This is a genomic window from Streptomyces sp. YIM 130001 (assembly GCF_003574445.1).
Classification (GTDB): domain Bacteria; phylum Actinomycetota; class Actinomycetes; order Streptomycetales; family Streptomycetaceae; genus Streptomyces.
The window spans coordinates 1-24,339 of sequence record NZ_KZ984576.1; the positions used below are offsets into that span (position 1 = coordinate 1).

Annotated in this window: 23 protein-coding genes; 13 read left to right on the plus strand and 10 right to left on the minus strand. The window is 69.7% G+C overall.

Annotated elements, in window-relative coordinates:
• The first annotated feature begins 493 nt into the window (after positions 1–493).
• The gene (locus tag DSC45_RS33565; RefSeq protein WP_119295816.1) at positions 494–850 is read left to right on the plus strand and encodes a hypothetical protein; all 357 of its coding nucleotides are present in this window, start codon (positions 494–496) and stop codon (positions 848–850) included.
• A 293-nt stretch (positions 851–1,143) separates the two neighbouring features.
• Positions 1,144–2,325, plus strand: a complete 1,182-nt coding sequence (locus tag DSC45_RS33570; RefSeq protein ID WP_119295817.1) for an acyl-CoA dehydrogenase family protein — start codon at positions 1,144–1,146, stop codon at positions 2,323–2,325.
• 95 nt (positions 2,326–2,420) lie between these two features.
• On the opposite strand, the gene DSC45_RS33575 is transcribed toward DSC45_RS33570, so the two are convergent.
• Positions 2,421–3,107, minus strand: a complete 687-nt coding sequence (locus DSC45_RS33575) for an MOSC domain-containing protein (protein ID WP_119295818.1) — start codon at positions 3,105–3,107, stop codon at positions 2,421–2,423.
• Positions 3,108–3,282: 175 nt separating this feature from the next.
• Between DSC45_RS33575 and DSC45_RS33580 the strand changes: the two genes are divergently transcribed.
• Entirely contained in the window at positions 3,283–4,914 is a 1,632-nt protein-coding gene (locus DSC45_RS33580; RefSeq protein ID WP_119295819.1) for an AMP-binding protein, read from the plus strand.
• Between the two features lie 16 nt (positions 4,915–4,930).
• Entirely contained in the window at positions 4,931–5,788 is an 858-nt protein-coding gene (aac(3), locus tag DSC45_RS33585; RefSeq protein WP_119295820.1) for an aminoglycoside 3-N-acetyltransferase, read from the plus strand.
• 17 nt (positions 5,789–5,805) lie between these two features.
• Here aac(3) and DSC45_RS33590 read toward each other — a convergent pair whose 3' ends face one another.
• From DSC45_RS33590 to DSC45_RS33600, 3 genes are all read right to left on the minus strand, one after another.
• Positions 5,806–6,339 carry a GNAT family N-acetyltransferase gene (locus tag DSC45_RS33590; RefSeq protein WP_240434999.1) on the minus strand — a complete coding sequence of 178 codons (534 nt, stop codon included), beginning with the start codon at positions 6,337–6,339 and terminating at the stop codon, positions 5,806–5,808.
• Between the two features lie 123 nt (positions 6,340–6,462).
• On the minus strand, positions 6,463–7,305 hold the full coding sequence (locus DSC45_RS33595; protein ID WP_119295821.1) for a calcium-binding protein: 843 nt from the start codon (positions 7,303–7,305) through the stop codon (positions 6,463–6,465).
• A 184-nt stretch (positions 7,306–7,489) separates the two neighbouring features.
• Positions 7,490–8,203 (minus strand): hypothetical protein, encoded by a 714-nt coding sequence (locus DSC45_RS33600; RefSeq protein ID WP_119295822.1) that lies wholly within the window; start codon positions 8,201–8,203, stop codon positions 7,490–7,492.
• Between the two features lie 313 nt (positions 8,204–8,516).
• On the opposite strand from DSC45_RS33600, the gene gcl reads away from it, so the two are divergent.
• Entirely contained in the window at positions 8,517–10,304 is a 1,788-nt protein-coding gene (gene gcl, locus DSC45_RS33605; protein WP_119295823.1) for a glyoxylate carboligase, read from the plus strand.
• Between the two features lie 146 nt (positions 10,305–10,450).
• Here gcl and DSC45_RS33610 read toward each other — a convergent pair whose 3' ends face one another.
• A complete protein-coding gene (locus DSC45_RS33610) occupies positions 10,451–11,326 on the minus strand; it encodes an AraC family transcriptional regulator (RefSeq protein ID WP_119295824.1) in 876 nt (291 codons plus the stop codon).
• Between the two features lie 127 nt (positions 11,327–11,453).
• Between DSC45_RS33610 and DSC45_RS33620 the strand changes: the two genes are divergently transcribed.
• Positions 11,454–12,692: a LysR family transcriptional regulator gene (locus tag DSC45_RS33620; protein ID WP_346426699.1), complete on the plus strand. Its 1,239-nt coding sequence runs from the start codon at positions 11,454–11,456 to the stop codon at positions 12,690–12,692.
• A 362-nt stretch (positions 12,693–13,054) separates the two neighbouring features.
• Here the strand turns inward: DSC45_RS33620 and DSC45_RS33625 are convergent, their stop codons facing one another.
• The 3 genes from DSC45_RS33625 to DSC45_RS33635 form a co-directional block, all read right to left on the minus strand.
• Positions 13,055–14,512 (minus strand): catalase, encoded by a 1,458-nt coding sequence (locus tag DSC45_RS33625; RefSeq protein WP_119295826.1) that lies wholly within the window; start codon positions 14,510–14,512, stop codon positions 13,055–13,057.
• Between the two features lie 286 nt (positions 14,513–14,798).
• Complete coding sequence (locus DSC45_RS33630) at positions 14,799–15,695, minus strand: 2-hydroxy-3-oxopropionate reductase (RefSeq protein ID WP_119295827.1); 897 nt, start codon at positions 15,693–15,695, stop codon at positions 14,799–14,801.
• A gap of 93 nt (positions 15,696–15,788) precedes the next feature.
• On the minus strand, positions 15,789–16,637 hold the full coding sequence (locus DSC45_RS33635) for a TIM barrel protein (protein WP_119295828.1): 849 nt from the start codon (positions 16,635–16,637) through the stop codon (positions 15,789–15,791).
• A gap of 161 nt (positions 16,638–16,798) precedes the next feature.
• Between DSC45_RS33635 and DSC45_RS33640 the strand changes: the two genes are divergently transcribed.
• The 7 genes from DSC45_RS33640 (at position 16,799) to DSC45_RS33670 (ending at position 22,935) form a co-directional block, all read left to right on the plus strand.
• Positions 16,799–17,071: a YkoF family thiamine-binding protein gene (locus tag DSC45_RS33640; RefSeq protein WP_119295829.1), complete on the plus strand. Its 273-nt coding sequence runs from the start codon at positions 16,799–16,801 to the stop codon at positions 17,069–17,071.
• A complete protein-coding gene (locus DSC45_RS33645; RefSeq protein WP_119295830.1) occupies positions 17,068–17,445 on the plus strand; it encodes a helix-turn-helix domain-containing protein in 378 nt (125 codons plus the stop codon). The genes DSC45_RS33640 and DSC45_RS33645 overlap by 4 nt, the downstream gene beginning before the upstream one ends.
• 165 nt (positions 17,446–17,610) lie before the next feature.
• On the plus strand, positions 17,611–18,153 hold the full coding sequence (uraD, locus tag DSC45_RS33650; protein ID WP_119295831.1) for a 2-oxo-4-hydroxy-4-carboxy-5-ureidoimidazoline decarboxylase: 543 nt from the start codon (positions 17,611–17,613) through the stop codon (positions 18,151–18,153).
• Positions 18,150–18,545: a hydroxyisourate hydrolase gene (gene uraH / locus DSC45_RS33655; RefSeq protein WP_119295832.1), complete on the plus strand. Its 396-nt coding sequence runs from the start codon at positions 18,150–18,152 to the stop codon at positions 18,543–18,545. Before uraD ends, uraH begins: the two co-directional genes overlap by 4 nt.
• A 5-nt stretch (positions 18,546–18,550) precedes the next feature.
• A complete protein-coding gene (pucL, locus tag DSC45_RS33660; protein ID WP_119295833.1) occupies positions 18,551–19,474 on the plus strand; it encodes a factor-independent urate hydroxylase in 924 nt (307 codons plus the stop codon).
• A gap of 273 nt (positions 19,475–19,747) precedes the next feature.
• Entirely contained in the window at positions 19,748–21,124 is a 1,377-nt protein-coding gene (locus tag DSC45_RS33665) for an 8-oxoguanine deaminase (protein WP_119295834.1), read from the plus strand.
• 458 nt (positions 21,125–21,582) lie between these two features.
• Positions 21,583–22,935: a nucleobase:cation symporter-2 family protein gene (locus DSC45_RS33670; RefSeq protein WP_240435002.1), complete on the plus strand. Its 1,353-nt coding sequence runs from the start codon at positions 21,583–21,585 to the stop codon at positions 22,933–22,935.
• Positions 22,936–23,038: 103 nt separating this feature from the next.
• Here the strand turns inward: DSC45_RS33670 and DSC45_RS33675 are convergent, their stop codons facing one another.
• A complete protein-coding gene (locus tag DSC45_RS33675; RefSeq protein ID WP_119295836.1) occupies positions 23,039–23,461 on the minus strand; it encodes an acyl-CoA thioesterase in 423 nt (140 codons plus the stop codon).
• A 126-nt stretch (positions 23,462–23,587) separates the two neighbouring features.
• Positions 23,588–24,244 carry a hypothetical protein gene (locus tag DSC45_RS33680; protein WP_119295837.1) on the minus strand — a complete coding sequence of 219 codons (657 nt, stop codon included), beginning with the start codon at positions 24,242–24,244 and terminating at the stop codon, positions 23,588–23,590.
• Positions 24,245–24,339 lie beyond the last annotated feature (95 nt).

Here is a 24,339-nt window from a genome sequence, read left to right on the forward strand (position 1 = left end):
AAAGGCCGTAACACAGTGGATGCATTCGTGACGGAATCATGATGTGCGCTTTTCTGGTCTGTTCTCGTGGTGCGTCGAGGGGGTGTACGGGGATTTCGGGCCGTGATTGGACGCGAAATGCGCCGTGATGGTTGCACTGTCCCGGAAAGAATTGCGATTCTGTCGCCCGCGCCGATGGATATGGAGAATGTGCGACGCATCGAACGGGCGAAAATCCGCTGTTCACAAGGCCATCGGGCCGGTTCCGTCGCCGTGGTGAAGATTCCGGAACGGAGCTGCGCCTCCATGTGCTCTTGATGAAGTGCGGAATTCACCGAACCCTTTCGCTGGTGCTTTCCATGGGTCACGGAAGGCGGGAGACGGGGGAATGGTCAGGAAATACCGTGAGAGTCCTTGACGAAAGCCCGCGAAGCCCCTTTCCATGGCCAGGGCGCTCCGGACCGGGAGTTGCCGACGACGCACTCCAACCGGAGTGCCGCAACGGGGAGATGAAATGCGCAAGACCATGTGGGCCTCCGTCGGACTGTCCGTGGCCGCGGGTGTACTCGGCTTCGCCGCCTCACCGGCCGCCGCTGCCGAGGTGAAGGCGGACAGCTGTCCCAGGGGTGCGGTGTGCATCGCCGACCTCAACGGCCAGATCGCGAAGAAGGACATCTTCTACTCGCTCGGTGTCCACAAGCTGTCGGGTCTGGTGGGCAAGTACCACCTGGTCGACAACCAGACCAACAACGCGGGCGCCGAGACCTGCGGCACTTCCGACGGCGTCAATTGCACGGACTTCGGGCGTGGCAACGGGTGGTACCCGCCGTACGACCTGACGACCTACAACTCCATCCGTCTGTACGCCTGACAGGCGATCGCGCCGGCCGCTCCTCCCTGATCGGTGGGGCGGCCCGGCCGCCGCAGGCCGGAGACGATTGAGGCCGTCAGGCGTGCCCGGACCGCGTGAGCGCGCGAGGCCCGGACCGGTGGGTGACCATCGGTCCGGGCCTCGCTGTCTGCACCGGGGGCTTCCACGTCACGGGTGTGGTCACCCCTGGTCGTGCCCTGACGGTGGGGCCCGCTGTCCCCGCTTCCAGAACGGTACGCCGACTGATACTTTCGTACTGTTCGACGTATCATTGAAGCCCGTGGAGGTGCCCCATGCCGGCCACTCGCACCCTGCCCACCAGGGAAGCCGCCGACCTGATCGAGCTCACCCGCACCTTCGCGGTCAAGGAGCTCGCGCCCAGGACCACCGAGGCCGAGGCCGACGGCACCTTCCCCCGCGAGGTCTTCCGCCTGCTCGGCCGCAGCGGCCTGCTCGGCCTGCCGTACGAAGAGGAGTACGGCGGCGGTGGCCAGAGCTACGAGGTCTACCTCCAGGTCCTCGAAGAGCTGGGCTCCGTCTGGTCCAGCGTCGGCATCGGCGTCTCGGTGCACGGCCTCGCCTGCTTCGGGCTGGCGGCCTACGGCACCGAGGAGCAGAAGCGCGAGTGGCTGCCCGACCTGCTCGGCGGCGAACTCCTGGGCGCCTACTGCCTTTCCGAGCCACACGCGGGATCGGACCCGGCCGCGATGCGCACCCGCGCCGTCCGCGACGGCGACCATTACGTCCTCAGCGGCACCAAAGCCTGGACCACGCACGGCGGCCACGCCGACTTCTACACCGTGATGGCCCGCACGTCCGACGACCGCTCGCACGGCATCAGCTGCTTCCTGATCCCGGCGGACACCCCCGGCCTGAACGCGGACCCGCCGGAGAAGAAAATGGGCCTCACCGGCTCGGCCACCGCCACCATGCGCTTCGACGACGTCCGCATCCCCGTGAACCGCCGCATCGGCGAGGAGGGACAAGGTCTGCGCATCGCCCTCGCCTCACTCGACCGCGGCCGCCTCGGTATCGCCGCCGTGGCCACCGGACTCGCCCAGTCGGCCCTTGACCAGGCGCTGCGCTACGCCCAGGAGCGCGAGACCTTCGGCAAGCCGATCATCGAGCACCAGGCGCTGGCCTTCATGCTCGCCGACATGGACGCCGCGATCGTCTCCGCCCGCGCCACCACCCAGTCCGCAGCCCGGCTCAGGGACCTCGGACTGCCGTTCACCCTCGAGGCGTCGGTCGCCAAACTCGTCTCCACCGACAACGCCATGAAGGTCACCACCGACGCCGTCCAGGTACTCGGCGGCTATGGCTACACCCGGGACTTCCCGGTGGAACGCCTGATGCGCGAGGCCAAGGTCATGCAGATCTTCGAGGGCACCAATCAGATCCAGCGCCTGGTCATCAGCCGGGCACTGGACCGGGACGCTGGTGGGGCCATCACCGTGGTGGACAACGAGAGTTGAGTCCCCGTCAAGCCAGCTGGGCGGGGGGCATGAGCGCGGACGGTCCGAGCGGCCCGTTCGGTGCAACGCCGTACGGGGCAGTCACCGCGGATGGATCAACTACCCGGTGTCGTACGGTCGTTCAGCCGGGCAACGTACTCCCGGGCCAGGCGTAGGGCCTCTGCGTGGAGGGCGTCCGCGGCCGGCAGGATCCGCGGGAGCAGTTCGCGTTCGAGGGTGACCGCGCGGAAGGCCAGCGAGGCGGTGACGCCGTGGTCCGGGCGGTGTGCGACGGAGAGCTGATCGCCGGTACGGATCTCGCCGGGGGCGAGCACCCGCAGATACACGCCCGTGGTCGCCTGCCGGGTGAAACGCTTGACCCAGCCGGGCTCACCGAGCCGTGCCTGGAAGGTGCGGCAGGGGATCCGGCCACTGGTGATCTCCAGGAGCACGTCGGGTCCGATCCGCCAACGCTCGCCGATCAGTGCCTCGTTGAGGTCGATGCCGGAGGTGGTCAAGTTCTCACCGAAGGAGCCGGAGGGAAGCGGACGTCCGAGGTCGTGCTCCCAACCGTCCAGGTCCTCGCGGGCGTACGCGTACACCGCCTGGTCGCTGCCGCCGTGATGGCGCAGATCGCACACCGCGTCCCCGTCCAGGCCGCTGCCGCCCTGGCCCCGCGGGCCCGGATCGGTGACACGGACAGGCCCGTCGACCGGTTCCTTGTGGATGCCGGTGGTGCCGCTGGGGGAGCCGGCGTACTCCTCCGGGCGGGGGCGGCCGACGTTGACGCTGAGCAGGTGCATGCCGCGGAGGGTAGCTCCCGGACGGTGGGCGCGACACCGCATTCAGCCGCGGCAGGGACCTCTGCGGGATCTCCGCGGGGCCGCATCCGCGGATGTTCGCGCGTGAGGGTAGGCGGGCGGTGGCGGGTCGGGGCATGCTGATCGCCACGGAGCGGGAACGTGAGGAGGAGTACAGGTGAGCGCACGAGGAGAAGTACCGGCGAACACACTCTCGTACGCGCACGGCGTCTCGGACCGTCCGCTGCTCGGCGACACCATCGGGGCGAACCTGGACCGGAGCATCGCCCGGTTCGGTGACCGCGACGCCCTCGTGGACGTGGCAGGCGGGCGGCGGTGGACGTACGCGGAGTTCGGTGCGGACGTCGACGTGCTCGCCCGCGGACTGATCGCCAAGGGTGTCGCCAAGGGTGACCGGGTGGGCATCTGGGCGATCAACTGCCCGGAGTGGGTGCTCATCCAGTACGCGACGGCCCGCATCGGTGCGGTCCTCGTCAACATCAACCCCGCCTACCGGGCGCATGAACTCGAGTACGTGCTCAAGCAGTCGGGCATCGGCGTCCTGGTCGCCTCACTCGGCCACAAGTCCAGCGACTACCGAGCCCTGGTCGACCAGGTCCGCGGCAACTGCCCCGACCTGCGTGAGGCCGTGTACATCGGCGACCCGACCTGGCAGGACCTGGCCACCGCGGGCGCCACCGTCGAACAACGCGAACTGGACACCCGGGGCGCCGAGTTGACCTGCGACGACCCCATCAACATCCAGTACACCTCGGGCACCACAGGCTTCCCGAAGGGAGCCACGCTCTCGCACCACAACATCCTCAACAACGGCAACCGCGTCGGAGCCCTCGTCGGCTACACGGAGGCGGACCGCATCTGCCTGCCCGTGCCCTTCTACCACTGCTTCGGCATGGTGATGGGCAATCTCGCGGCCACCTCGCACGGCGCCTGCATGGTGATCCCCGCCCCGTCCTTCGACCCGGCAGCTACCCTCACCGCCGTGCAGCAGGAGCGCTGCACCTCCCTGTACGGCGTGCCCACCATGTTCATCGCCGAACTGAACCTGTCCGACTTCGCCGCGTACGACCTCTCCACCCTGCGTACCGGCATCATGGCCGGCTCGCCCTGTCCGGTGGAGGTCATGAAGCGCGTCGTCGCCGAGATGCACATGGACGAGGTGTCCATCTGCTACGGCATGACCGAGACCTCGCCCGTCTCGCTGCAGACCCGGATGGACGACGACCTCGAGCGCCGCACCGGCACGGTCGGCCGTGTCCACCCCGACCTCGAGGTGAAGGTCGTCGACCCGGCCACCGGCCTCACCGTCCCGCGCGGAGAGCCCGGCGAGCTCTGCACCCGCGGCTACAGCGTGATGCTCGGCTACTGGGACGAGCCCGAGCGCACCGCGGAGGCCATCGACCAGGGCCGCTGGATGCACACCGGCGACCAGGCGGTGATGCAGGACGACGGCTACGTGCGGATCGTCGGCCGCATCAAGGACATGATCATCAGGGGCGGTGAGAACGTCTATCCGCGCGAGGTCGAGGAGTTCCTGTACACCCACCCCAAGATCGCCGATGTGCAAGTGGTGGGCGTACCGCACGAGCGGTACGGCGAGGAGGTGCTCGCCTGTGTCGTCCCGCGCGAGGCCGACGACCCGCTCACCGTGGACGAACTCCGCGACTTCTGCGCCGAACGGCTCGCGCACTACAAGATCCCGAGCCGCCTCGAGATCGTCGAGGACTTCCCGATGACCGTCTCCGGCAAGGTCCGCAAGGTCGAACTGCGGCGCCGCTACACGCACTGACCGATACCGTCGGCCCATGGACGAAGCGGAACTGCTGCGACGCTCCGACGGGCCGGTCACCCACAGCCAACTCGTCGATGACCTGGCGGCACTGGGGCTGGGCTCGGGCGACGTCGTCATGTTCCACACCCGGCTGTCGGCCATCGGTTACGTGGCCGGCGGCCCGCGCACGGTCGTGGAGGCGCTGCGCACGGTGGTGGGGGAGCGCGGCACGCTCATGGTCACCTGTGGCTGGAACGACGCTCTGCCGTACGACTTCACCGAGTGGCCCGAACCGTGGCAGCGCGCGGTGCGGGCCGAACACCCCGCCTACGAACCGGAGTCGGCCGAACCCGACCATGCCAACGGGCGCCTCCCGGACGCTCTGCGCCGCACGCCGGGCGCCGTGCGCAGCCGCCACCCCGACGCGAGCTGCGCCGCCCTCGGCGCCGTGGCCCGGGAGTTGACGGCCGACCATCCGTGGGACCACCCGCACGGACCGGGCAGCCCGCTGGCGAAGCTGGTCGACGTCGGAGGCCGGGTGCTCATGCTCGGTGCGCCCCTGGAGACCCTGACCCTGCTGCATCACGCGGAGGCGCTGGCGACGGCGCCGGGGAAGAAGTTCGTGACGTACGAACAGCCCCTGATCGAGGGTGGGTTGAGGGTCTGGCGGCGTTTCGTCGACATCGACTCCTCGCTGGGTGCCTTCGACTACGCGGCGGTGGTGGACGAGGGGCGTGATCCGTTCGACGCGATTGCGGGCGATCTGCTCGCGGCGGGTCTGGGGAGCACCGGGACCGTGGGTGCCGCGCGCAGTCATCTTCTCGACGCGCGCACGGTGGTCGACTTCGGCGTCGACTGGATCGAATCGAAGCTGGGGGACGCGTCCAAGTAGCCGCGTATCAGGGCGAGTCAGCGCCTCTCGGCAGTCGGCCGGAGTCCGGCCGGGCGGTGCATGCAGACCCTGGGCCAGGCGTCGAGGCCGAGTTCGGTCTCGTGGGTGCGTACGGCGATCAGTCCCGGTGTGAGCGCGTCCTCGGGGAGTGGGCGGAAGCCGAGGCGCTCGTAGTACGGCGCGTTCCACGGGACGTCGGTGAACGTCGTCAGGGTGAGCGCGGTGAGTCCGGACCGGATCGCGAACTCCTCGGCATGGTCGATGAGTTGGCGGCCGAGGCCGCGGCGGGAAGCGGTGGGGAGCACGGTGACCTGTTCGATGTGCAGAGCGCCGTCGAGCGGTTCGCCGAGCAGGTAGGCCAGTGGGTGGTCGCCGTCGCCGGTGTGCACCCAGGCGCGGCCCGCCTGCCGGAACTCCTCCAGCGTCTCGGTGGCGGGCGGCTCGTCGTCGGCGATGCGGACCATGCCGAGCGGGCGGAACAGTTCTCCGGCGGCCAGCTCGATGGCCTGGAGTTCGGGCAGCTCATGCCCCAGAGCGAGTCGAATCGTCACGTGGACCAGTATCGATGCGGCGCTCGGGGCCGTTCCTTCGGGGCGGTCGTCCGCGCAGTCCCGGGGCGTCGCGCCCGCGGCCGAGGAGGGCGGCGGGCGCGACTCGGGGCACTCGGGCCGAGATCAGTCCTGGTGCAGCTCGTTGTTGCCGGCGCCGCCGGAGAGCTCGTCGGTGCCCGGGCCGCCCCACAGGACGTCGTCACCGGTGTTGCCCCACAGTGTGTCGTCGCCGTCCTCGCCGTACAGGGTGTCGTTGTCCCTGCCGCCGTGCAGGACGTCGTCGCCGCCGTTGCCGTGCAGGATGTCGTCGCCGTCGTCGCCGTGCAGGTTGTTCTGCTCGCCGGTGCCGGTCAGGGAGTCGTTCCCGGGTCCGCCGAAGCAGTCCTGTCCGCACTCGGTGAGGGTGTCGTCGCCGTCGCCGCCGTAGGAGCCGAAGCCGAACGGGCCGCCGCCGCCGACGAGTCGGTCGTCGCCCCCGTCGCCGTGCAGGACGGCGGACGCGGACGCCTGGAGGACGTCGTCACCCTCGCCTCCGTCCACCCTGGCCCATGCGTCGCTGTCCGGCTCGAGGGTCGCGGTGTCGTCCTGGTCGCCGAGGTCGATGACGTAGCTGTCGGAGTCGTCCGAGTTCTGCGGGATCTCGACCGCGCAGCGCACCGTGGTGCGATCGTCCTGCGCGGGGTACGTGCACTCGTCCCATTCGGCCGCCGCCGGGTCGACGGTGATGTCGTAGCGGTCCTGGAAGGTGAGTACGTAGTACGACCCGGACTCGCCGCGGTCCTCGATCTCCTCGTCGACCGTGAGCCTGTTCTGCTGGCCGGGGGTGGCCTGGTACGTGAGCTTTCCGTCCTGGTGGGCGACGGTGGCTGCGGCGGCCTCCGGGGCGGCTGTGGCGGCCGGTGCCGCGAGTACGGCCGACCCCAGTGCGAGGGTTGCCGTGGCGGCGAAGGCGCGATGGATGCGCATGCGGAAGGTGCCCTTCGGTTGTCTGTGCGCCGTGGCGCGGGTGGTCAGTGGTTAGACCTGAGGTCCGAAGGCGCAGTTGTGCCCCTGGGGATGAACATCGCGGGGTCCGCCGGTGTCCCGGACGTGGCCGCCTCGTGATGTGTCCCGGTGTGTCCCGTGGCAGGGCTGGCGGGGTGGCGCGGGGTCAGGCCCCGGTCGTCACCAGTTCGTCCGCCGGGCTGTTGACCGGTTGCGGGGTGCCGGTGAGGTCGAGGACGAAGAGGGGGACGGCGAGGGTGTCGGCGCGCTGGCGGGCCTCGTCGGTGTAGCCGGCCAGGGTGAAGTACACGCCGATCGCGGAGGCGGACAGGCCGCTCAGCCAGAGGCATTCGACGTCCCGGACGTTCGCGGGCCGGGTGGTCGGTTCGACCTGGGCGACGAGGCCGGGCGCGCGCAGGCCCGTCGTCGCGTCCTCGCGCGGTTCGGTGCTGTGCACCTCGCGGTAGCCGAGCCACTTCAGGTAGAGCGCCGCGGCCGTCACCGCGTCGCGGGCGGTACGGATGGTCACCGGGTGGAAGGCCGGGCGCGGGGTCGGGGCGGTCGGCGGCAGCGGAATGTGCGGCGGGAGGAGGGTCTCCGCGGGCGGTGGGCCGGTCGCCACGGACTTCACCGGGATGCGCAGGGCCGTACCGCAGGTGCAGCCGAGCTCGGGCTGGGGCCATTGGTCCTGGCGGCCGCAGGCGGGACAGCGCACGGTCACCCACTCCTCGGCCCAGGTCCGCTGGACGACCGGGGCTGCGGTGGCCCCGCGCAGCAGGGGCGGCGTGACAGGGGTCCCGCAGCTGCAGGGGAAGGCCGGCGGCGCATAGAGATGTTCGCGGCGGCATTCGGGGCAGCGCACCGGAACGCTCTCTGTCATGGCGCGTCGGCCCCCCTTACGACTCTGTGCCTGCTGTGCGACGGCGTCCCCCCATCGTCCACCACTGGCGAAGTTCTGGGGAGGGACTTCGGGACGTCGAGGGGGGCTCGCATGCGAAGTCGAGGACGATCCGCCCGTTCGCTCTTGACGACCCGCGCGACCTGCTCATACATTGCTTCCGTATCGCAGAACATGACTTCCACATAGTGGAAGTGAAGAGAGTGAGTCGGTCCCGCACCGGAGACGGCACGGGACGCCGGAGACATCTCAGATCCAGGGACAGACAGTCCGACGGCCGACGCAGGAGTGCCCGATGCCCCGAATGACAGCCGCCCGCGCGGCAGTGGAGATCCTCAAGCGGGAAGGCGTGACCAACGCGTTCGGAGTGCCGGGCGCCGCGATCAACCCGTTCTACAAGGCGCTGAAGGAGGGCGGTGGCATCGACCACACGCTCGCCCGGCACGTCGAGGGCGCCTCGCACATGGCCGAGGGCTACACCCGCACCAACCCCGGCAACATCGGTGTCTGCATCGGCACTTCGGGCCCGGCCGGCACCGACATGATCACCGGTCTGTACTCGGCCACCGGTGACTCCATCCCGATCCTGTGCATCACCGGCCAGGCGCCCAGCCACCTCCTGGCCAAGGAGGACTTCCAGGCCGTCGACATCGCCTCGATCGCCAAGCCGGTCGCCAAGGCCGCGACCACCGTCCTCGAGGCCGCCCAGGTCCCGGGTGTCTTCCAGCAGGCCTTCCACCTGATGCGCTCCGGCCGTCCCGGCCCGGTCCTCATCGACCTGCCGATCGACGTGCAGCAGACCGAGATCGACTTCGACCCGGAGACGTACGAGCCGCTGTCGGTCTACAAGCCGGCCGCGACCCGCGCCCAGATCGAGAAGGCGATCGGCTTCCTGCTCGAGTCGGAGCGGCCGCTGATCATCGCGGGCGGCGGCATCATCAACGCCGACGCCAGCGACCTGCTCGTCGAGTTCGCCGAGCTCACCGGTACGCCGGTGGTGCCCACCCTGATGGGCTGGGGCACCATCGCGGACGACCACGAGCTGAACGCCGGCATGGTCGGTCAGCAGACCGGCCACCGCTACGGCAACGCCACGTTCCTCGAGTCCGACTTCGTCCTCGGTATCGGCAACCGCTGGGCGAACCGGCACACCGGCTACAACCTCGGCGTCTACACCGAGGGCCGCAAGTTCGTGCACGTCGACATCGAGCCCACCCAGATCGGCAAGATCTTCGCCCCGGACTACGGCATCGCCTCCGACGCGAAGGCGGCCCTGGAGCTCTTCGTCGAGGTGGCGCGCGAACTCAAGGCCGCGGGCAAGCTCCCCGACCGCTCCGAGTGGATCGCCTCCCACCTGGAGCGCAAGTCCACGCTGCAGCGCCGCACGCACTTCGACAACGTCCCGATGAAGCCGCAGCGCGTGTACGAGGAGATGAACAAGGCCTTCGGCCCCGACACCCGCTACGTCACCACGATCGGTCTCTCGCAGATCGCCGGCGCCCAGATGCTGCACGTCTACAAGCCGCGGCACTGGATCAACTGCGGCCAGGCGGGCCCGCTCGGCTGGACCATCCCGGCCGCCCTCGGTGTCGCCAAGGCCGACCCGGACGCCCAGGTCGTCGCGCTCTCCGGCGACTACGACTTCCAGTTCATGATCGAGGAGCTGGCGGTCGGTGCCCAGCACCGCATCCCGTACGTCCATGTCCTGGTGAACAACGCCTACTTGGGCCTGATCCGGCAGGCGCAGATCGGCCTGGAGATCAACTTCGAGGTCAACCTGGAGTTCGAGAACCAGAACAGCCCCGAGCTCGGTGTGTACGGCGTCGACCACGTCAAGGTCGCCGAGGGCCTCGGCTGCAAGGCGATCCGGGTCACCGACCCGGCGGACCTCGCCACCGCCTTCGAGCAGGCCAAGAAGCTCGCCCAGGAGCACCGGGTCCCGGTCGTCGTCGAGGCGATCTTGGAGCGGATCACCAACATCTCGATGAGCCCGACCGCGGACATCAGTGCGGTGAAGGAGTTCGAGGAGCTCGCCACCGAGCCCGGTCACGCCCCGACCGCGATCAGGCCGCTCAAGGTCTGACGCCCAGCACGTCACCGGCCCGGTCCGCGCTTCCACGGACGCACGTCCACGGAGGACCCTCCGCGGCCCGGCCGGTGCCGCTCCTGAAGACGCCCGCGCACCGGATCCGGTGCGCGGGCGTCCGTGTGACGGCCCGGTGGCGGGCCTCAGCCCGACTCGCGCTCCACCGGGATCCAGATCTCCCCGTCCGCCGTCGTGCCGTCCTCCGAGACGGTCGTACGAGACAGCTCGGGGCCGGGGCGGAGCCGGTACGGGTTGGACGGGAACCACTCGGTGAAGATGTCCCGCCACAGGTACTGCACGGCGGCCGGGAACTCGCCGGAGGCCTCGAAGACCGCCCAGGTGCCCGCGGGGACGACCAGGGTCTCCATGTCCTCCGGCGCGGCCCGGGTGGTCACCGCCCCGTGGAAGTAGTCGAGTTCGGTCCCCTCCTCCCACGACGCCCGGTCGCCGGAGGGGTTCTCGACCGCGGCGAGCACGCCGCGCGGTTCGCTGTCCGACAGCTCCTCCAGCCGCCGCAGGTTCTCCCTGCCGATGCTCCGGATGAAGTCGACGATCGCGGGGTTCATGCCCTCGTACACGAGAGGCACCACGGTCCCCCTGCCGGCCATCCGGAACTCGTCCCGCTCGACGATGCGGTAACGCATACTGCTGCTCCCTTCGATGGTGAGACGGAAGGACATCCGGGCCTGGGATCTGAGGCTCGCACCAGTGCGCCGGGCCTCACCGGGCCCGACGCCGTGCACCTGGCGGAACGCCCGTGCGAACGCCTCCGCCGACGTGTAGCCGTGGCGCACCGCGATATCCAGGAGCGTCCGCTCGCCGGCAAGCACTTCCGCGCCGGCCACCGTGAGGCGCCTGCGCCGGATGTACTCGGACAGCGGCATCCCGGCGAGCGCCGAGAACAGCCGGCGCAGGTGGTACTCCGACGTCCAGGCGATCCGGGCCAGTTCCGCGGCCTCGATCCGGTCCTCGAGATGGTCCTCGATGTGGTCCAACGCCGCATTGAGCCGGTCCAGCACCCCGGGCTCCTTCCGTCCTTCTTCGTTGCCTCACCAACGCTAGGAAGGACCAAGCCTGCACGACCCGACATCCTGTGCCCGCTCCGGTCGGGTCGACACGGCGGGCCGGCCGCGTGCGGAGACCCGCGTGCCGTCCGCCGTGATCTGGCGGACCTGCAGCGAGCCGCACCAGCAGCGGGTCCACCGGGTGACGCCGCAGCCGGTGCGGTGCTCCGAGACGACCGTCTGGGCCGGTTCCTCGTCCGGCCAGCCGCAGTACGGGCAGGCGGTGCGGGCGGGGCCGTGGGGCGGCGGCGTTGCAGGCATGGCAGCGGCGTTCCTTCCGGAAGAGGTGGTGTCCGTCCATGCCAGCCTCACTCCGTCGACCATGTATTTCCAGGTTCGATATCTGCGTGAAGTCGTGTACAAAAGCTTCATGATTGATCTGCGACGTCTGGCCGTCCTGCGGGCCGTCGCCCGCTACGGAACCGTCACGGCGGCCGCCGAGGCCGTCCACATGACCCCGTCCGCGGCTTCGCAGCAGATCCGGCGCCTCTCCCGGGAGCTGGGCGTCGATCTGCTCGAGCCGCACGGGCGGCGGGTCCGGCTCACGCCCGCCGCACGCGGACTGCTGCGCCACGCCGACCACATCGAGCAGTACTGGCAGGAGGCCGAGAGCCAGCTGCACGCCGCTCAGTCCTCGGTGCCGAGCGGAGTGCTGCGCGTCGCCGGATTCCCCACCGCGTGCTGCACGCTGCTCGCCCCGATCGTCGCCCGCCTCCAGGCCGAGTGGCCCGAACTCACCGTCGAGCTGCGCGAGGCCGAACCACCCGACGCCTACGACCTGTTGTTCTCGGGGGATGCCGATCTGGCCGTCGTCGAATCGACGCCCACCGGACCGCCGCTCGACGACGCCCGCTTCGACCACGCGGCCCTCTTCGACGACCCCTACGACCTGCTGACGCACCGGGACCATCCGCGCGCCGGAGAACGGACGGTGGCGCTGTGCGAACTGGCGGGCGAGCCATGGGTCGTGGGTCAGCCGGGCACCTCGACACGGCGGCTCGAACTGGCGGCGTGCGAAGGAGCCGGATTCACGCCCACCGTCGCCCACCAGGCCCAGGACTTCTCGCTGCGGGCGACTCTGGTGGGCCTGGGTCTCGGCATCGCGCTCGTCCCTCGCCTGGTGCGCATCCCGGCCGATCTCCCCGTCGTACGCACGTCGTTGACGGGGGATCAGCTGCCCTCACGCCGGCTCGTGCGGGTCGTACGGGCGGGCAGTGCGCAGCACCCGGCGATCGCCGCGGCCCTGGACGCGCTGGCCGCTCAGGAGACCAGGGGGCGGGTGCCGGACGCGGAGGAGGTGTCGGTCGAGCCGTTCCGCTGAACGCGCGTCGGGGCAACGCCGAAGGCGCGGAGTACGGGACCGTCCGTACTCCGCGCCTCGTCTTCGGAGAGCCGGCTCCGAAAGACCTGTGGCTGATGCCGGGACCGCGGCGGGTGCGATGACCTTCGGAGCCGCTCCCTCAGGTCGGGAGAGACACGTCGGCTTCACCACCGCACTGGCTCGCACGCCGTCGCGGTCCCATGTCAGGAGGTGTCAGACACCCCCTCGTCCGCCGGAGCGGACTGCCCGCACCGGAGGCCACCCCTCATACGGGCCCTCGGTGCGGGCAGGCGCCCGGAATCCCCGACCTCCCGTCAGGTCCCGGGCGCTGCCTGCGAGTTGCTCCCCTGACGGGGAGTGACTCAGTCCTCGCGCAGGGCGCGGACGGCGTCTTCGACGCGCTTGCCGTAGTCCGGGTCGGCGGCGTGGAAGTGGGCCAGGTTCTTCTCGACGACGTCGTCGCGCGAGACCTGCGAGAGGCCGCCGGCGATGTTCGCCACCAGACGTCCCTTCTCGTCCTCGCCCATCAGCCGGTAGAGCTCGCCGGCCTGGAAGAAGTCGTCGTCCTTCGTGTGCGCCGGTGCCTCGTGTGCGCCGGTGTGCCCGGTCACCGCGAGCGGTGCGGCCAGCGGCCGGCCGGTCTCGGCCGGACCGTCGTACGAGTTGGGCTCGTAGTTCTTGGCGCCGCGGGCCTGCGGGTTGGAGGCCATCAGGCCGTCGCGGCCGTAGTTGTTCGCCTCGGTGGCGCGCGGGGCGTTCACCGCGAGCTGGGTGTGGTTGACGCCCAGGCGGTAGCGGTGCGCGTCCGCGTAGGCGAACAGGCGGCCCTGCAGCATCTTGTCCGGCGAAGGGCCGATGCCGGGAACGAAGTTGTTCGGCGAGAACGCGGCCTGCTCGACCTCGGCGAACACGTTGTCCGGATTGCGGTCGAGGACCAGACGGCCCACGCGCTGCAGCGGGTAGTCGCTGTGCGGCCACACCTTGGTGAGGTCGAACGGGTTGAAGCGGTAGTCCGCGGCCTCGGCGGCCGGCATGACCTGCACGTAGAGCGTCCAGGACGGGTTCACGCCGCGCTCGATGGCCTGCAGCAGGTCCGTCTGGTGCGAGTTCGGGTCCTGGCCGGCCAGCTCGGCGCCCTGCTCGGCGGAGAGCGAGCGGATGCCCTGGTTCGTCTTGAAGTGGTACTTGACGAAGAAGGCCTCACCCTGGGCGTTGGTCCACTGGTAGGTGTGGGATCCGTAGCCGTTCATGTGGCGGTACGAGGCGGGGATACCGCGGTCGCCCATCAGCCAGGTGACCTGGTGGGTGGCCTCGGGGGCGTGCGCCCAGAAGTCCCAGACGTTCTCCGCCTCCTGCTTGCCCGTGAAGGGGTCGCGCTTCTGGGAGTGGATGAAGTCGGGGAACTTCAGCGGGTCCTTGATGAAGAACACCGGGGTGTTGTTGCCGACGAGGTCGTAGTTGCCCTCTTCGGTGTAGAACTTCAGCGCGAAGCCGCGCGGGTCGCGGACCGCGTCCGCCCCGCCGAGGTTGTCGGCGACGGTGGAGAAGCGCAGGAACAGCTCGGTGCGCTTGCCGATCTCGCCGAGGAAGTCCGCGGAGGTGAAGCCGGTGACGTCGTCGGTCACCTCGAAGTAGCCGTAGGCGCCGGAGCCGCGGGCATGCACGACGCGCTCCGGGATGCGCTCGCGGTTGAAGCGCGCGAGCTTCTCGAGGAGGTGCTGGTCCTGCAGCAGGATGGGGCCACCGACGCCGGCGGTGGCGGAGTTCTGATTGTCGGCGACCGGAGCACCGGACTCGGTCGTAAGCACGCGCTGCGCCATGATGTCGGGTTGACCTTCCATGCGGGAGCTGCTGAGCGGAAAACTGTTTCCGCCACGTGGAGCGTAAGTTCGGCCTGAACCGAACGTCAACAGTTTGTTGAAGAAACGCGAACCGCGGCTTTCGGCCCCGCGTACGGGGCGTGCGGCGGTACGGCAAAGCATCCGGACGGCGGCGGCGCCAGGGCGCGACAGGACAGGTGTCAGCGCCACCGCCGACCGGAAGTCTGTTTCACCGGGCCGGAGTTGGCGGTCCAACTCCGGCCCGGGAAGTGTGGTTGCCGAGGTGTCAGGCGGCCGGCTTCTCGCCGGACAGACGCTCGACCGAGCGCAGCAGCGCCGAGTGGTCGAGGCCGCCGTCACCCTGGGCGCGCAGCGAGGCGACGAGCTGGGCGACCACGCCGCCGACCGGCAGCGAGGCACCGACATTGCGGGCGGCGTCGGTGACGATGCCCATGTCCTTGTGGTGCAGGTCGATCCGGAAACCGGGCTTGAAGTCCCGGTTGAGGAAGTTGTCCTTCTTGCGGGTCAGGACCGTGGAACCGGCCAGGCCGCCGTTGAGGACGTCAAGGGCGGCGGCCAGGTCGACGCCGGACTTCTCCAGGAAGACGACGGCCTCGGCGCAGGCCTGGATGTTGACCGCGACGATCAGCTGGTTGGCGGCCTTCACCGTCTGACCGGAGCCGTGCGGGCCGCAGAGCACGATCGTCTTGCCGAGCGCGTCGAGGAGGGGCTTGGCCTCGTCGAAGTCGGCCTGCTCGCCGCCGACCATGATGGACAGGACGGCCTCGATGGCGCCGGCCTCGCCGCCGGAGACAGGGGCGTCGATGACGCGGATGCCCTTCTCCTTGGCGTTCTTCGCCAGGTCGACCGAGGTCTGCGGCGTGATCGAGGACATGTCGATCACCAGAGCGCCGGACTTCGCGTTCTCCAGGATGCCGTCCTGGCCGTACGCGATGGCCTCGACCTGCGGGGACGCGGGGACCATCGTGACGATCACGTCGGCGTCCTTGACGGCCTCGGCGATCGACTTCGCCGAGGTGCCGCCGGCGGCGGCCAGGCGGTCCAGCTTGTCCTGCTCCAGGGTGAAGCCGGTGACGTCGTAACCCGCCTTGATCAGGTTCTCGGACATGGGGGAGCCCATGATGCCGAGGCCGATCCAGGCAATCTTCGGGAGGGTGCTCATGAGGGTGCCTTTCTTGCTGAGGTCCCGCGGGAGCCGGCGGCGGTACCGCGCGGGGACCTGACTGCGGTCCTACGAAGTGGAACGGGGGCGCGCTCAGCGCGCCGCGCGGGCCTCGGCCGGGAGCCAGCCGAACGCCTCCGTGCTCGGCTTGTCGCCGGGCTTGTACTCCAGGCCGACGTAGCCCTCGTATCCGGCCTTCGACAGGCGGTCGAGGAGGGACTCCAGGGGCAGGTCGCCGGTGCCGGGGGCGCCGCGGCCGGGGTTGTCGGCGATCTGCACGTGCCCGGTCTTGGCGGCGTACGTGTCGATGATCTGCTCCAGGCCCTCGACGGTCTCGCCGTTCATGGACAGGTGGTACAGGTCCATGAGGAACTTGGCGTTGCCGAGCCCGGTGGCGGCGTTCACCGCGTCGACGATCTCGATCGCCTTCGGGGCGCTCACGATCGGGCACTTCGGCGACTCCGGCGCGTTCAGCGCCTCGATCAGCAGGATCGCGCCGATGCGGTCGGCCTCGCGGGCGGCGAGCTGCAGGTTCTCGAGCGCGAGCTTGTCCTGCTCGGCCGGGTCCACGCCGTCGACGCGGTTGCCGTAGAGCGCGTTGAGCGCCTTGCAGCCGAGGGAGGCGGCGAAGTCGGCGGCGACCTTGAGGTTGGCGCGGAACTTCTCGGACTCCTCGCCCGGGATGCTGAGGGCACCGCGGTCGGGGCCCGGCAGCTGCCCGGCGTAGAAGTTGAGGCCGGTGAGCTGGACGCCCGCGTCCTCGATCGCCGACTTCAGGGCGTCGAGTTCGGACTGCTCGGGGGTGGCGGAGTCGACCCAGGGCCACCACAGCTCCACCGCGGTGAAGCCGGCCGCCGCGGCGGCCGCGGGGCGCTCCAGGAGCGGGAGCTCGGTGTAGAGAATCGACAGGTTGACATTGAAGCGCTGGTCCGTGAAGCCCATGAGGGGTGGGCGCTCCTTCCGTGTAGCGGCCTTCCGCATCGCGGAAGTTACTTTCTACTTGATGGAAGATTGCCGTTCGAGGTTCCTGCTTGTCAAGAGGGACCGGACAGAAATCGGCTCCGGCGGAGGTGCCGGCGCGGTCCGCCCAGTAGGTTGACGGCGTGCGATTGCGAGTGGAGTTCACGACCGAGCCCTTCGACCTCGACGAGGCGCCATCCCATGCGGTGGTGGCCCGCGACGTCGTGCAGACCGCGGACCTGGACGCCGTCGACGTCGGCCCGTTCGGCAATACGGCCGAGGGCCGTGCCGACGAGGTGCTGACCGCGGTGGACGCCCTGCTGCGCAGATCGCTCGCCGCAGGGGCGACCCGGGTCTCCCTGCAGGTGAATGTGATCGGGGACGAGGCGGCCGAGGCCCCGGAGGTGGAGCGGTGACCGAACCGAGGGACCACCCCTTCACCGCCGCGGTCAAGCCCCTGGTCGACGCGATGGGCGGCGAACTGATCCCGCCCGCTCAGGCCGCCGACGACGACGTGGTCCTCAACTGGGAGGGCGAGGACCTGGTCGCCGTCCGGCTCCCGCAGCTCGCGGACTCGCTCGACCGGATCCTCGCCGCCCTCGAGCGCCGCCACGGCGTGCCGCTCGCCGAGCTCGACCGAAAGTCCAAGCAGGAGGTCGTCCGGATACTCGAGGGCCGCGGTGCCTTTTCCGTGCGACATGGCGTGGAGACCGTCGCCGGTGCGCTCGGCGTCTCCCGGTTCACCGTCTACAACTACCTGAACAGGGAAAACGCTGCCAAGGGTGAGTGACTTACGTCCCGTTGAGCATGCGCGTACTCACGCGTAGTACACGAGCCGTCGCCCGGATCGCGGGCGGCGGCTCGTTTGTTCAAATGATTTCAACAAACTGTTGACGCAGTGTTGTGGAAGGTCTTAGCTATTCGCAGCCCGTCCAGCACAGCCACGGAGGCTCCCGTGACGTCGAGCACCACCCCGGGCCTCGCCCGGTTCAACACCCTGGAAGAGTCCGCACTCGCTGCGGAACTGACCGAGGTGTGCGCCAGTTCCGTCTGGGGGAGCAAACTGCTCGCCCAGCGCCCCTACGCCACCGTCGATTCCCTCTTCGCCGCGAGCGACGCCGCCATGGCCGAACTCGCCGTCGAGGATCTCGAGGAGGCGATGGCGGGACACCCCCCGATCGGCCGCCCCAAGCCGGGCGACCCCACATCGGCTCGTGAACAGCGCGGCATGGCAGGCGCCTCCGAGGAGCTCAAGGCAGAACTGCTCGAACTCAACCTGGCCTACCAGGAGAAGTTCGGACACGTCTTCCTGATCTGCGCGACCGGCGCGACGGCCGAGTTCATGCTCGACCGCCTCAAGAACCGGATCGAGAACGAGCCCGGAGCGGAGCGGGAGATCGTCCGCACCGAACTGGGCAAGATCAACCGCATCCGGCTCACCCGTCTCGCAGGAGAAGGTGGGGACACCACCCACACGAAGTCAGGGGGACAAGCATGAGCACCGACACGACCGCCTCCGTGTCCACGCACATCCTGGACACCAGCCTCGGCCGCCCGGCCGCAGCCGTCCCGGTGCAACTCTCCGCGCGCAGTGGCGCCGGTGAGTTCGTGGACCTCGGTGGCTCGCAGACGGACGCCGACGGGCGTTGCAAGGACCTGCCGGCGCTGCCGGTGGGCACCACCCATGTACGTCTCGACTTCGCGACCGAGACGTACTTCCTGACCAGGAACGAACAGAAAGCCGAGGCGCAGCAGGACGCCCCCGCGAATCGGGACAGCGGTGCGTTCTTCCCGGAGGTGGCGATCACGTTCGCCGTCGTGCCGGGCGAGCACTATCACGTACCGCTGCTGCTCAACCCGTTCGGCTACTCCGTATACCGAGGGAGCTAGCAGACATGCCCACGATTCTCGGCAAGAACCAGTACGGCAAAGCAGAGAACCGCGTCGTCAAGATCACGCGGGACGGCGACACCCACCACATCAAGGACCTGAACGTCTCCGTCGCCCTCTCCGGCGACCTCGACGACGTCCACTACTCCGGCTCCAACGCCCACTGCCTGCCGACCGACACCACCAAGAACACGGTGTACGCGTTCGCCAAGGAGTACGGCATCGAGTCCGCCGAGCAGTTCGGCATCCACCTCGCCCGGCACTTCGTGTCGAGCCAGGAGCCGATCCACCGGGCGCGCATCCGTATCGAGGAGTACTCCTGGGACCGCATCGAGACCTCGGAGGCCAACTCCAAGTTCATCGGTGCCGACGAGGTCAAGCACTCCTTCGTCCGCAAGGGCCAGGAGACGCGACTCACCCAGATCACCTACGACGGTGAGAACTGGGAGGTCATCTCCGGGCTCAAGGACCTCGTCGTCATGAACTCCACCAACTCGGAGTTCTGGGGCTACATCAAGGACAAGTACACGACCCTGCAGGAGGCGTACGACCGCATCCTGGCCACCGAGGTGTCGAGCCGCTGGCGGTTCAACTGGACCGACGACGAGCAGCGGATGCCCAACTGGGAGAAGTCCTACGAGCAGGTCAAGAAGCACATGCTGCAGGCCTTCGCCGAGACCTACTCGCTGTCGCTGCAGCAGACCCTGTACCAAATGGGTTCGCGCATCATCAACCACCGTTCGGAGATCGACGAGATCCGCTTCTCGCTCCCGAACAAGCACCACTTCCTGGTGGACCTCGAGCCGTTCGGCCTCAAGAACGACAACGAGGTGTACTACGCCGCCGACCGGCCCTACGGCCTCATCGAGGCGACCGTCCTGCGGGACGGCATCGAGCCGCAGATCCCGGTCGACCTGACCAACCTGTAGCACCTGCAGGTGAACTGACCAGGTGTCAGTGTGCCGGCCCTGCCCCCGCAGGGCCGGCAGCCTGAAAACCTCCGACGCGCGTGCGCCGGCGTCTGCCCCGGCAGCAGTTCCGGGGGACAGGAGGGGAGCGGGGGCATCTGCGCAACATCCGCGCAGGCGAACGGAGTTCACGCGTTCGTCAGCGCACCGCGGACTCGGTCGTCACCCCGCTCGACCCCCGAGTCCGTAACGATCCGGGTGCCACCCCACCCGTGAGAGGAACGAGGAACCGCCATGGCGGCTTCGCGCATCGTCATCGAGAACTGTGCCATCGCGACGGTGGACGCCCAGGACACCGAATACGCCCACGGACACGTGGTCGTCGCGGACGACCGCATCGAGTCGGTGGGCGCGGGACCGGCCCCCGAGGACCTCCAGGACGTCGTCCGCCGCATCGACGGCACCGGCCACTTGCTGACCCCGGGCCTGGTCAACACGCACCACCACTTCTACCAGTGGATCACGCGCGGCCTCGCCACCGATCACAACCTCTTCAACTGGCTCGTCGCCCTCTATCCCACGTGGGCGCGCATCGACGAGCCGATGGTCAGGGCCGCCGCCGAGGGATCCCTCGCGATGATGGCCCGCGGTGGAGTCACCACCGCCATGGACCACCACTACGTCTTCCCGCAGGGCTCCGGCGACCTCTCCGGCGCGATCATCGGCGCCGCCCGCGACATGGGGGTGCGATTCACCCTCGCCCGCGGCTCCATGGACCGGGGCGTCACGGACGGCGGACTGCCGCCGGACTTCGCCGTCGAGTCCCTCGACCGAGCGCTCGCCGCGACCGCCGACACCGTCGACAAGCACCACGACTCCTCCTTCGACGCGATGACCCAGATCGCCGTCGCCCCCTGCTCACCCTTCTCCGTCTCCACCGAACTCATGAAGCAGGGCGCCGAGTTGGCCCGCTCCAAGGGGGTACGGCTGCATACCCACGGCTCGGAGACCGTGGAGGAGGAGAAGTTCTGCCACGAGCTGTTCGGCATGGGCCCGACCGAGTACTTCGAGTCGACCGGCTGGCTCGGTGACGACGTGTGGATGGCGCACTGCGTCCACATGAACGACGCCGACATCGCCGCCTTCGCCCGCACCGGCACCGGCGTCGCGCACTGCCCCTCCTCCAATGCGCGCCTCGCCGCCGGCATCGCCCGGGTGCCCGACATGCTCGCCGCCGGCGTACCCGTCGGCCTCGGGGTGGACGGCACCGCCTCCAACGAGTCCGGCGAACTGCACACCGAACTGCGCAACGCCCTGCTCATCAACCGCCTCGGCGCCCACCGCGAAGCCGCCCTGAACGCCCGCCAGGCACTGCGCCTGGGGACCCACGGCGGCGCCCGCGTGCTCGGCCGCGGCGACCAGACCGGCTCCGTCGAGGCCGACAAGCTCGCCGACGTCGTCCTGTGGAAGATGGACGGCCTCGCCCACTCCACCATCGCCGACCCGGTCACCGCACTCGTCTTCGGCGCAGCCGCGCCGGTCACCGCTTCCTTCGTCGGCGGACGGCAGATCGTCGAACACGATCGCCTGCTGACCGCCGACGAGGACCGCATCGCCAGGTCCGCGCGCGACGAGGCCCAGCGCCTCGCCCGTATCGCCGCCGGAGCCTGACCAGGATGTCCGGCCGAGGGGGACGGCCCTCAGCCGGAGCCGTGGATCCGAGCGGGATCCACGGCAGCCGCGATCGGTGGACGCGAGCCACGGCCCGCGTCCACCGACCGGTGAACCGTCCACGTACCACCCGCACGAGCCGCACGACCGTTCAACTGCCCGGCCCCCGCCGCCGGTTGGACCTCACGACCCGCAGCACCGCGCGACCGCACTCGCCGGCACCCTCACCCCTCCTCACACCATCGACCCGCGACAGCACCACCCGCACCTCACCGAGTGCGCCCGTCCGAACGACCTCCATGACACCCGCGTCGCTGGCGACGCGTCAACCGACCGGAGGAACCGCCGTGGCAGCAACGCCCAGGGTTCGAAAAGCAGTCGCCGTGCCAGAGGACGAAAACGTCCGCGACCAGAAGCCGACCAAGCACCCGGTCGACGAGACACTTCCGCCCCTGAAGATGATGACCAGCGGCCTCCAGCACGTGGCCGCGATGTACGCAGGAGTGGTGGCCCCGCCCCTGATCGTCGGAGCGGCCGTCGGGCTCTCCGCGAAGGAACTCACCTTCCTCACCGGCGCGAGCCTGCTCACCGCGGGCCTCGCCACCTTCCTGCAGACGCTCGGCATCTGGAAGATCGGCGCCCGACTGCCGTTCGTCAACGGCGTCACCTTCGCAGGCGTCGCCCCGATGCTCGCCATCATCGACCAGACCGAGAACAAGGACGACGCGCTGCCGATCATCTTCGGCGCGATCATCGTGGCGGGTCTGCTCGGGTTCATAGCCGCGCCGTTCTTCTCGAAGCTGATCCGCTTCTTCCCGCCGGTCGTCACCGGCTCGGTGATCACCCTGATCGGTGTCTCCCTGATGCCCGTCGCCTTCGGCTGGGCGCAGGGACCGGTACCCGAAGCCGACGACTACGGGTCGATGAAGTACCTGGGCCTGGCCGGTATCACGCTCGTGATCGTGCTGCTGATCCGGCGCTTCACCAGCGGGTTCGTCAAGCAGATCGCCGTACTGCTCGGCCTTGTCATCGGCACCGTGATCGCCGTTCCGTTCGGCGTGACCGACTTCAGCGCCGTCGGCGAGGCGGACATCGTCGGCTTCCCGACCCCGTTCCACTTCGGTGCACCGCAGTTCGCCGCCGCCGCGATCATCTCGATGTGCGTCGTCATGATCGTCTCGATGACCGAGTCGACCGCTGACATGCTGGCCCTCGGCGAGATCGTCGAGCGCCCGGCCGACGAGAAGACGATCGCGGCCGGCCTGCGTGCCGACACCCTGGGCTCGGCCCTGTCCCCGTTCTTCAACGGCTTCATGGCCAGCGCATTCGCGCAGAACATCGGCCTGGTCGCGATGACGAAGATCCGCAGCCGGTTCGTGGTCGCCGTCGGTGGTGGCTTCCTCGTCCTGATGGGCCTGTGTCCGATCGCCGCCTCGCTCATCGCGACGGTGCCCCGGCCGGTGCTCGGCGGCGCCGGCGTCGTGCTGTTCGGCTCGGTGGCGGCCAGTGGTATCCAGACGCTCGCCAAGGCCGGTCTGGAGAAGGACAACAACGTCCTCATCGTCGCCGTCGCGCTCGCGGTCGGCCTGATCCCGATCGCCGCGCCGGAGTTCTACCACGCGTTCCCCGAGACCGCGATGATCATCCTCGACTCCGGTATCTCCACCGGCTGTGTCGCGGCCGTCGTGCTCAACCTGGTGTTCAACCACATCGGCAAGGGCAAGGACGCCGAGGACGTCACGCACCCGATGGAAGCGGGGGAGGACCTCGCGGAGCCGCGCACCGAGAAGGAGACGGCGACGGCCCACTGAGCGGGCCGGAAGGTCCACTCGAGGTCCTGAGGAACGTACGCCCGGACGGGGCGGATCCGGCATCGGTGTGCCGGGTCCGCCCCGTCGGTCACGTCCGCGGGCGCTACAGGCCCATCAGGGACGGAGTCGCGGCGAGGGACCGGAACGGCTCCGTCGGGTCGGCCACGAGACGGCGCGCCGACAGGTCCAACACTCCGCCGACGGAGGTCAGTTCAGCGGCGAGCTGCCCGTCCGCCCTGCGCAGCGTCTGCTCGACCCGGAACGTCTTCCCCTCGCCCCAGACGAACGTGCAGCTGACGTCGACCTCGTCACCGGCGAGCAGTTCCCGCCGGTAGCGGATGGTGGTCTCCAGGACGACCGGGCCCACGCCCTTGCCGTGCAGGTCCTGCTGGGAGATGCCGCTGGCCCGCAGCAGCGACCAGCGGGCGTGCTCCGCGTACTGCAGGTACACCGCCTGGTTCAGGTGGCCCTGGATGTCGGTCTCGTATCCCCGGACGGTCACGGGCACGGTGAATGGCTCGGACATGCTTCCCCTTCGACATGTGTGCGACGTGCGTGCGGCACGGCTCCGGTGGACGATCGCGCGGCCCGCCCCGGTCCGGACGTGTCCAACAGCCCCGGACCGTACGGCATTCCGGGCAGGAACCGCCGGTCATACGCGACGGGGCGAGGCCAGCACGCAGCGGCCGCCGCCGCGCTCCGTGTGGCTGCCGACCTGCCATCCCGCGGCATCGAGGGCGCGGGCGCAGGCGTCCAGGGTCCCGTCGTCCCCGGTGGATCGCCCGTCCGTGCCGCCGGGTACGAAGCGGACCGCGACCGCCTCGGGCTGCGGCGTGGCACCGACCCGGTACCCGGATGCGGTGGAGCTCGCCGGGGTGCATCCCGCAGCCTCGAGGGCGAGTGCGGCGGCCTGCACCAGATGGCTGCGCTCCCAGGCGCAGGGCCGCTCGGTCGACCCGTCCCGATGGGTCATACGGCGCAGCTCGATCAATCCCTGCCAGGCGCTGTGCACTTCGCGGGCACGGGCCGGACCGGACGGGGCCTCGCCCGGCTCACCGGCACGGGCGGCGAACACCCCGGAGCCCGCCTCGTGGGCCGGCGCAGGCGGCGCGGCGGCACTGCGCAGCTCCTCTCGGAAGCGGTGACCCGCAGGCGTCAGGAAATACGCCCGCGGCGGCCGTGCGTGCCGGAACGCGAGACCGCGTGCGACCAGACCCTCCAGCTGCGCGGGTGTCCCGGAGAGCCGCCCCGTCACCGGCTCCGCGTCCGCCATGATGCGCCGCTGCACCGCGCTCGCCCGCCCGCTCATCGCCCGGCCCCCTCTCCTCGCGACCTCGCTCCGAGGGCTCGCCCCGGACCCTGTGGGGCGTAACCGCATCCCGTCATCCATGGTGCCCGCGCCCA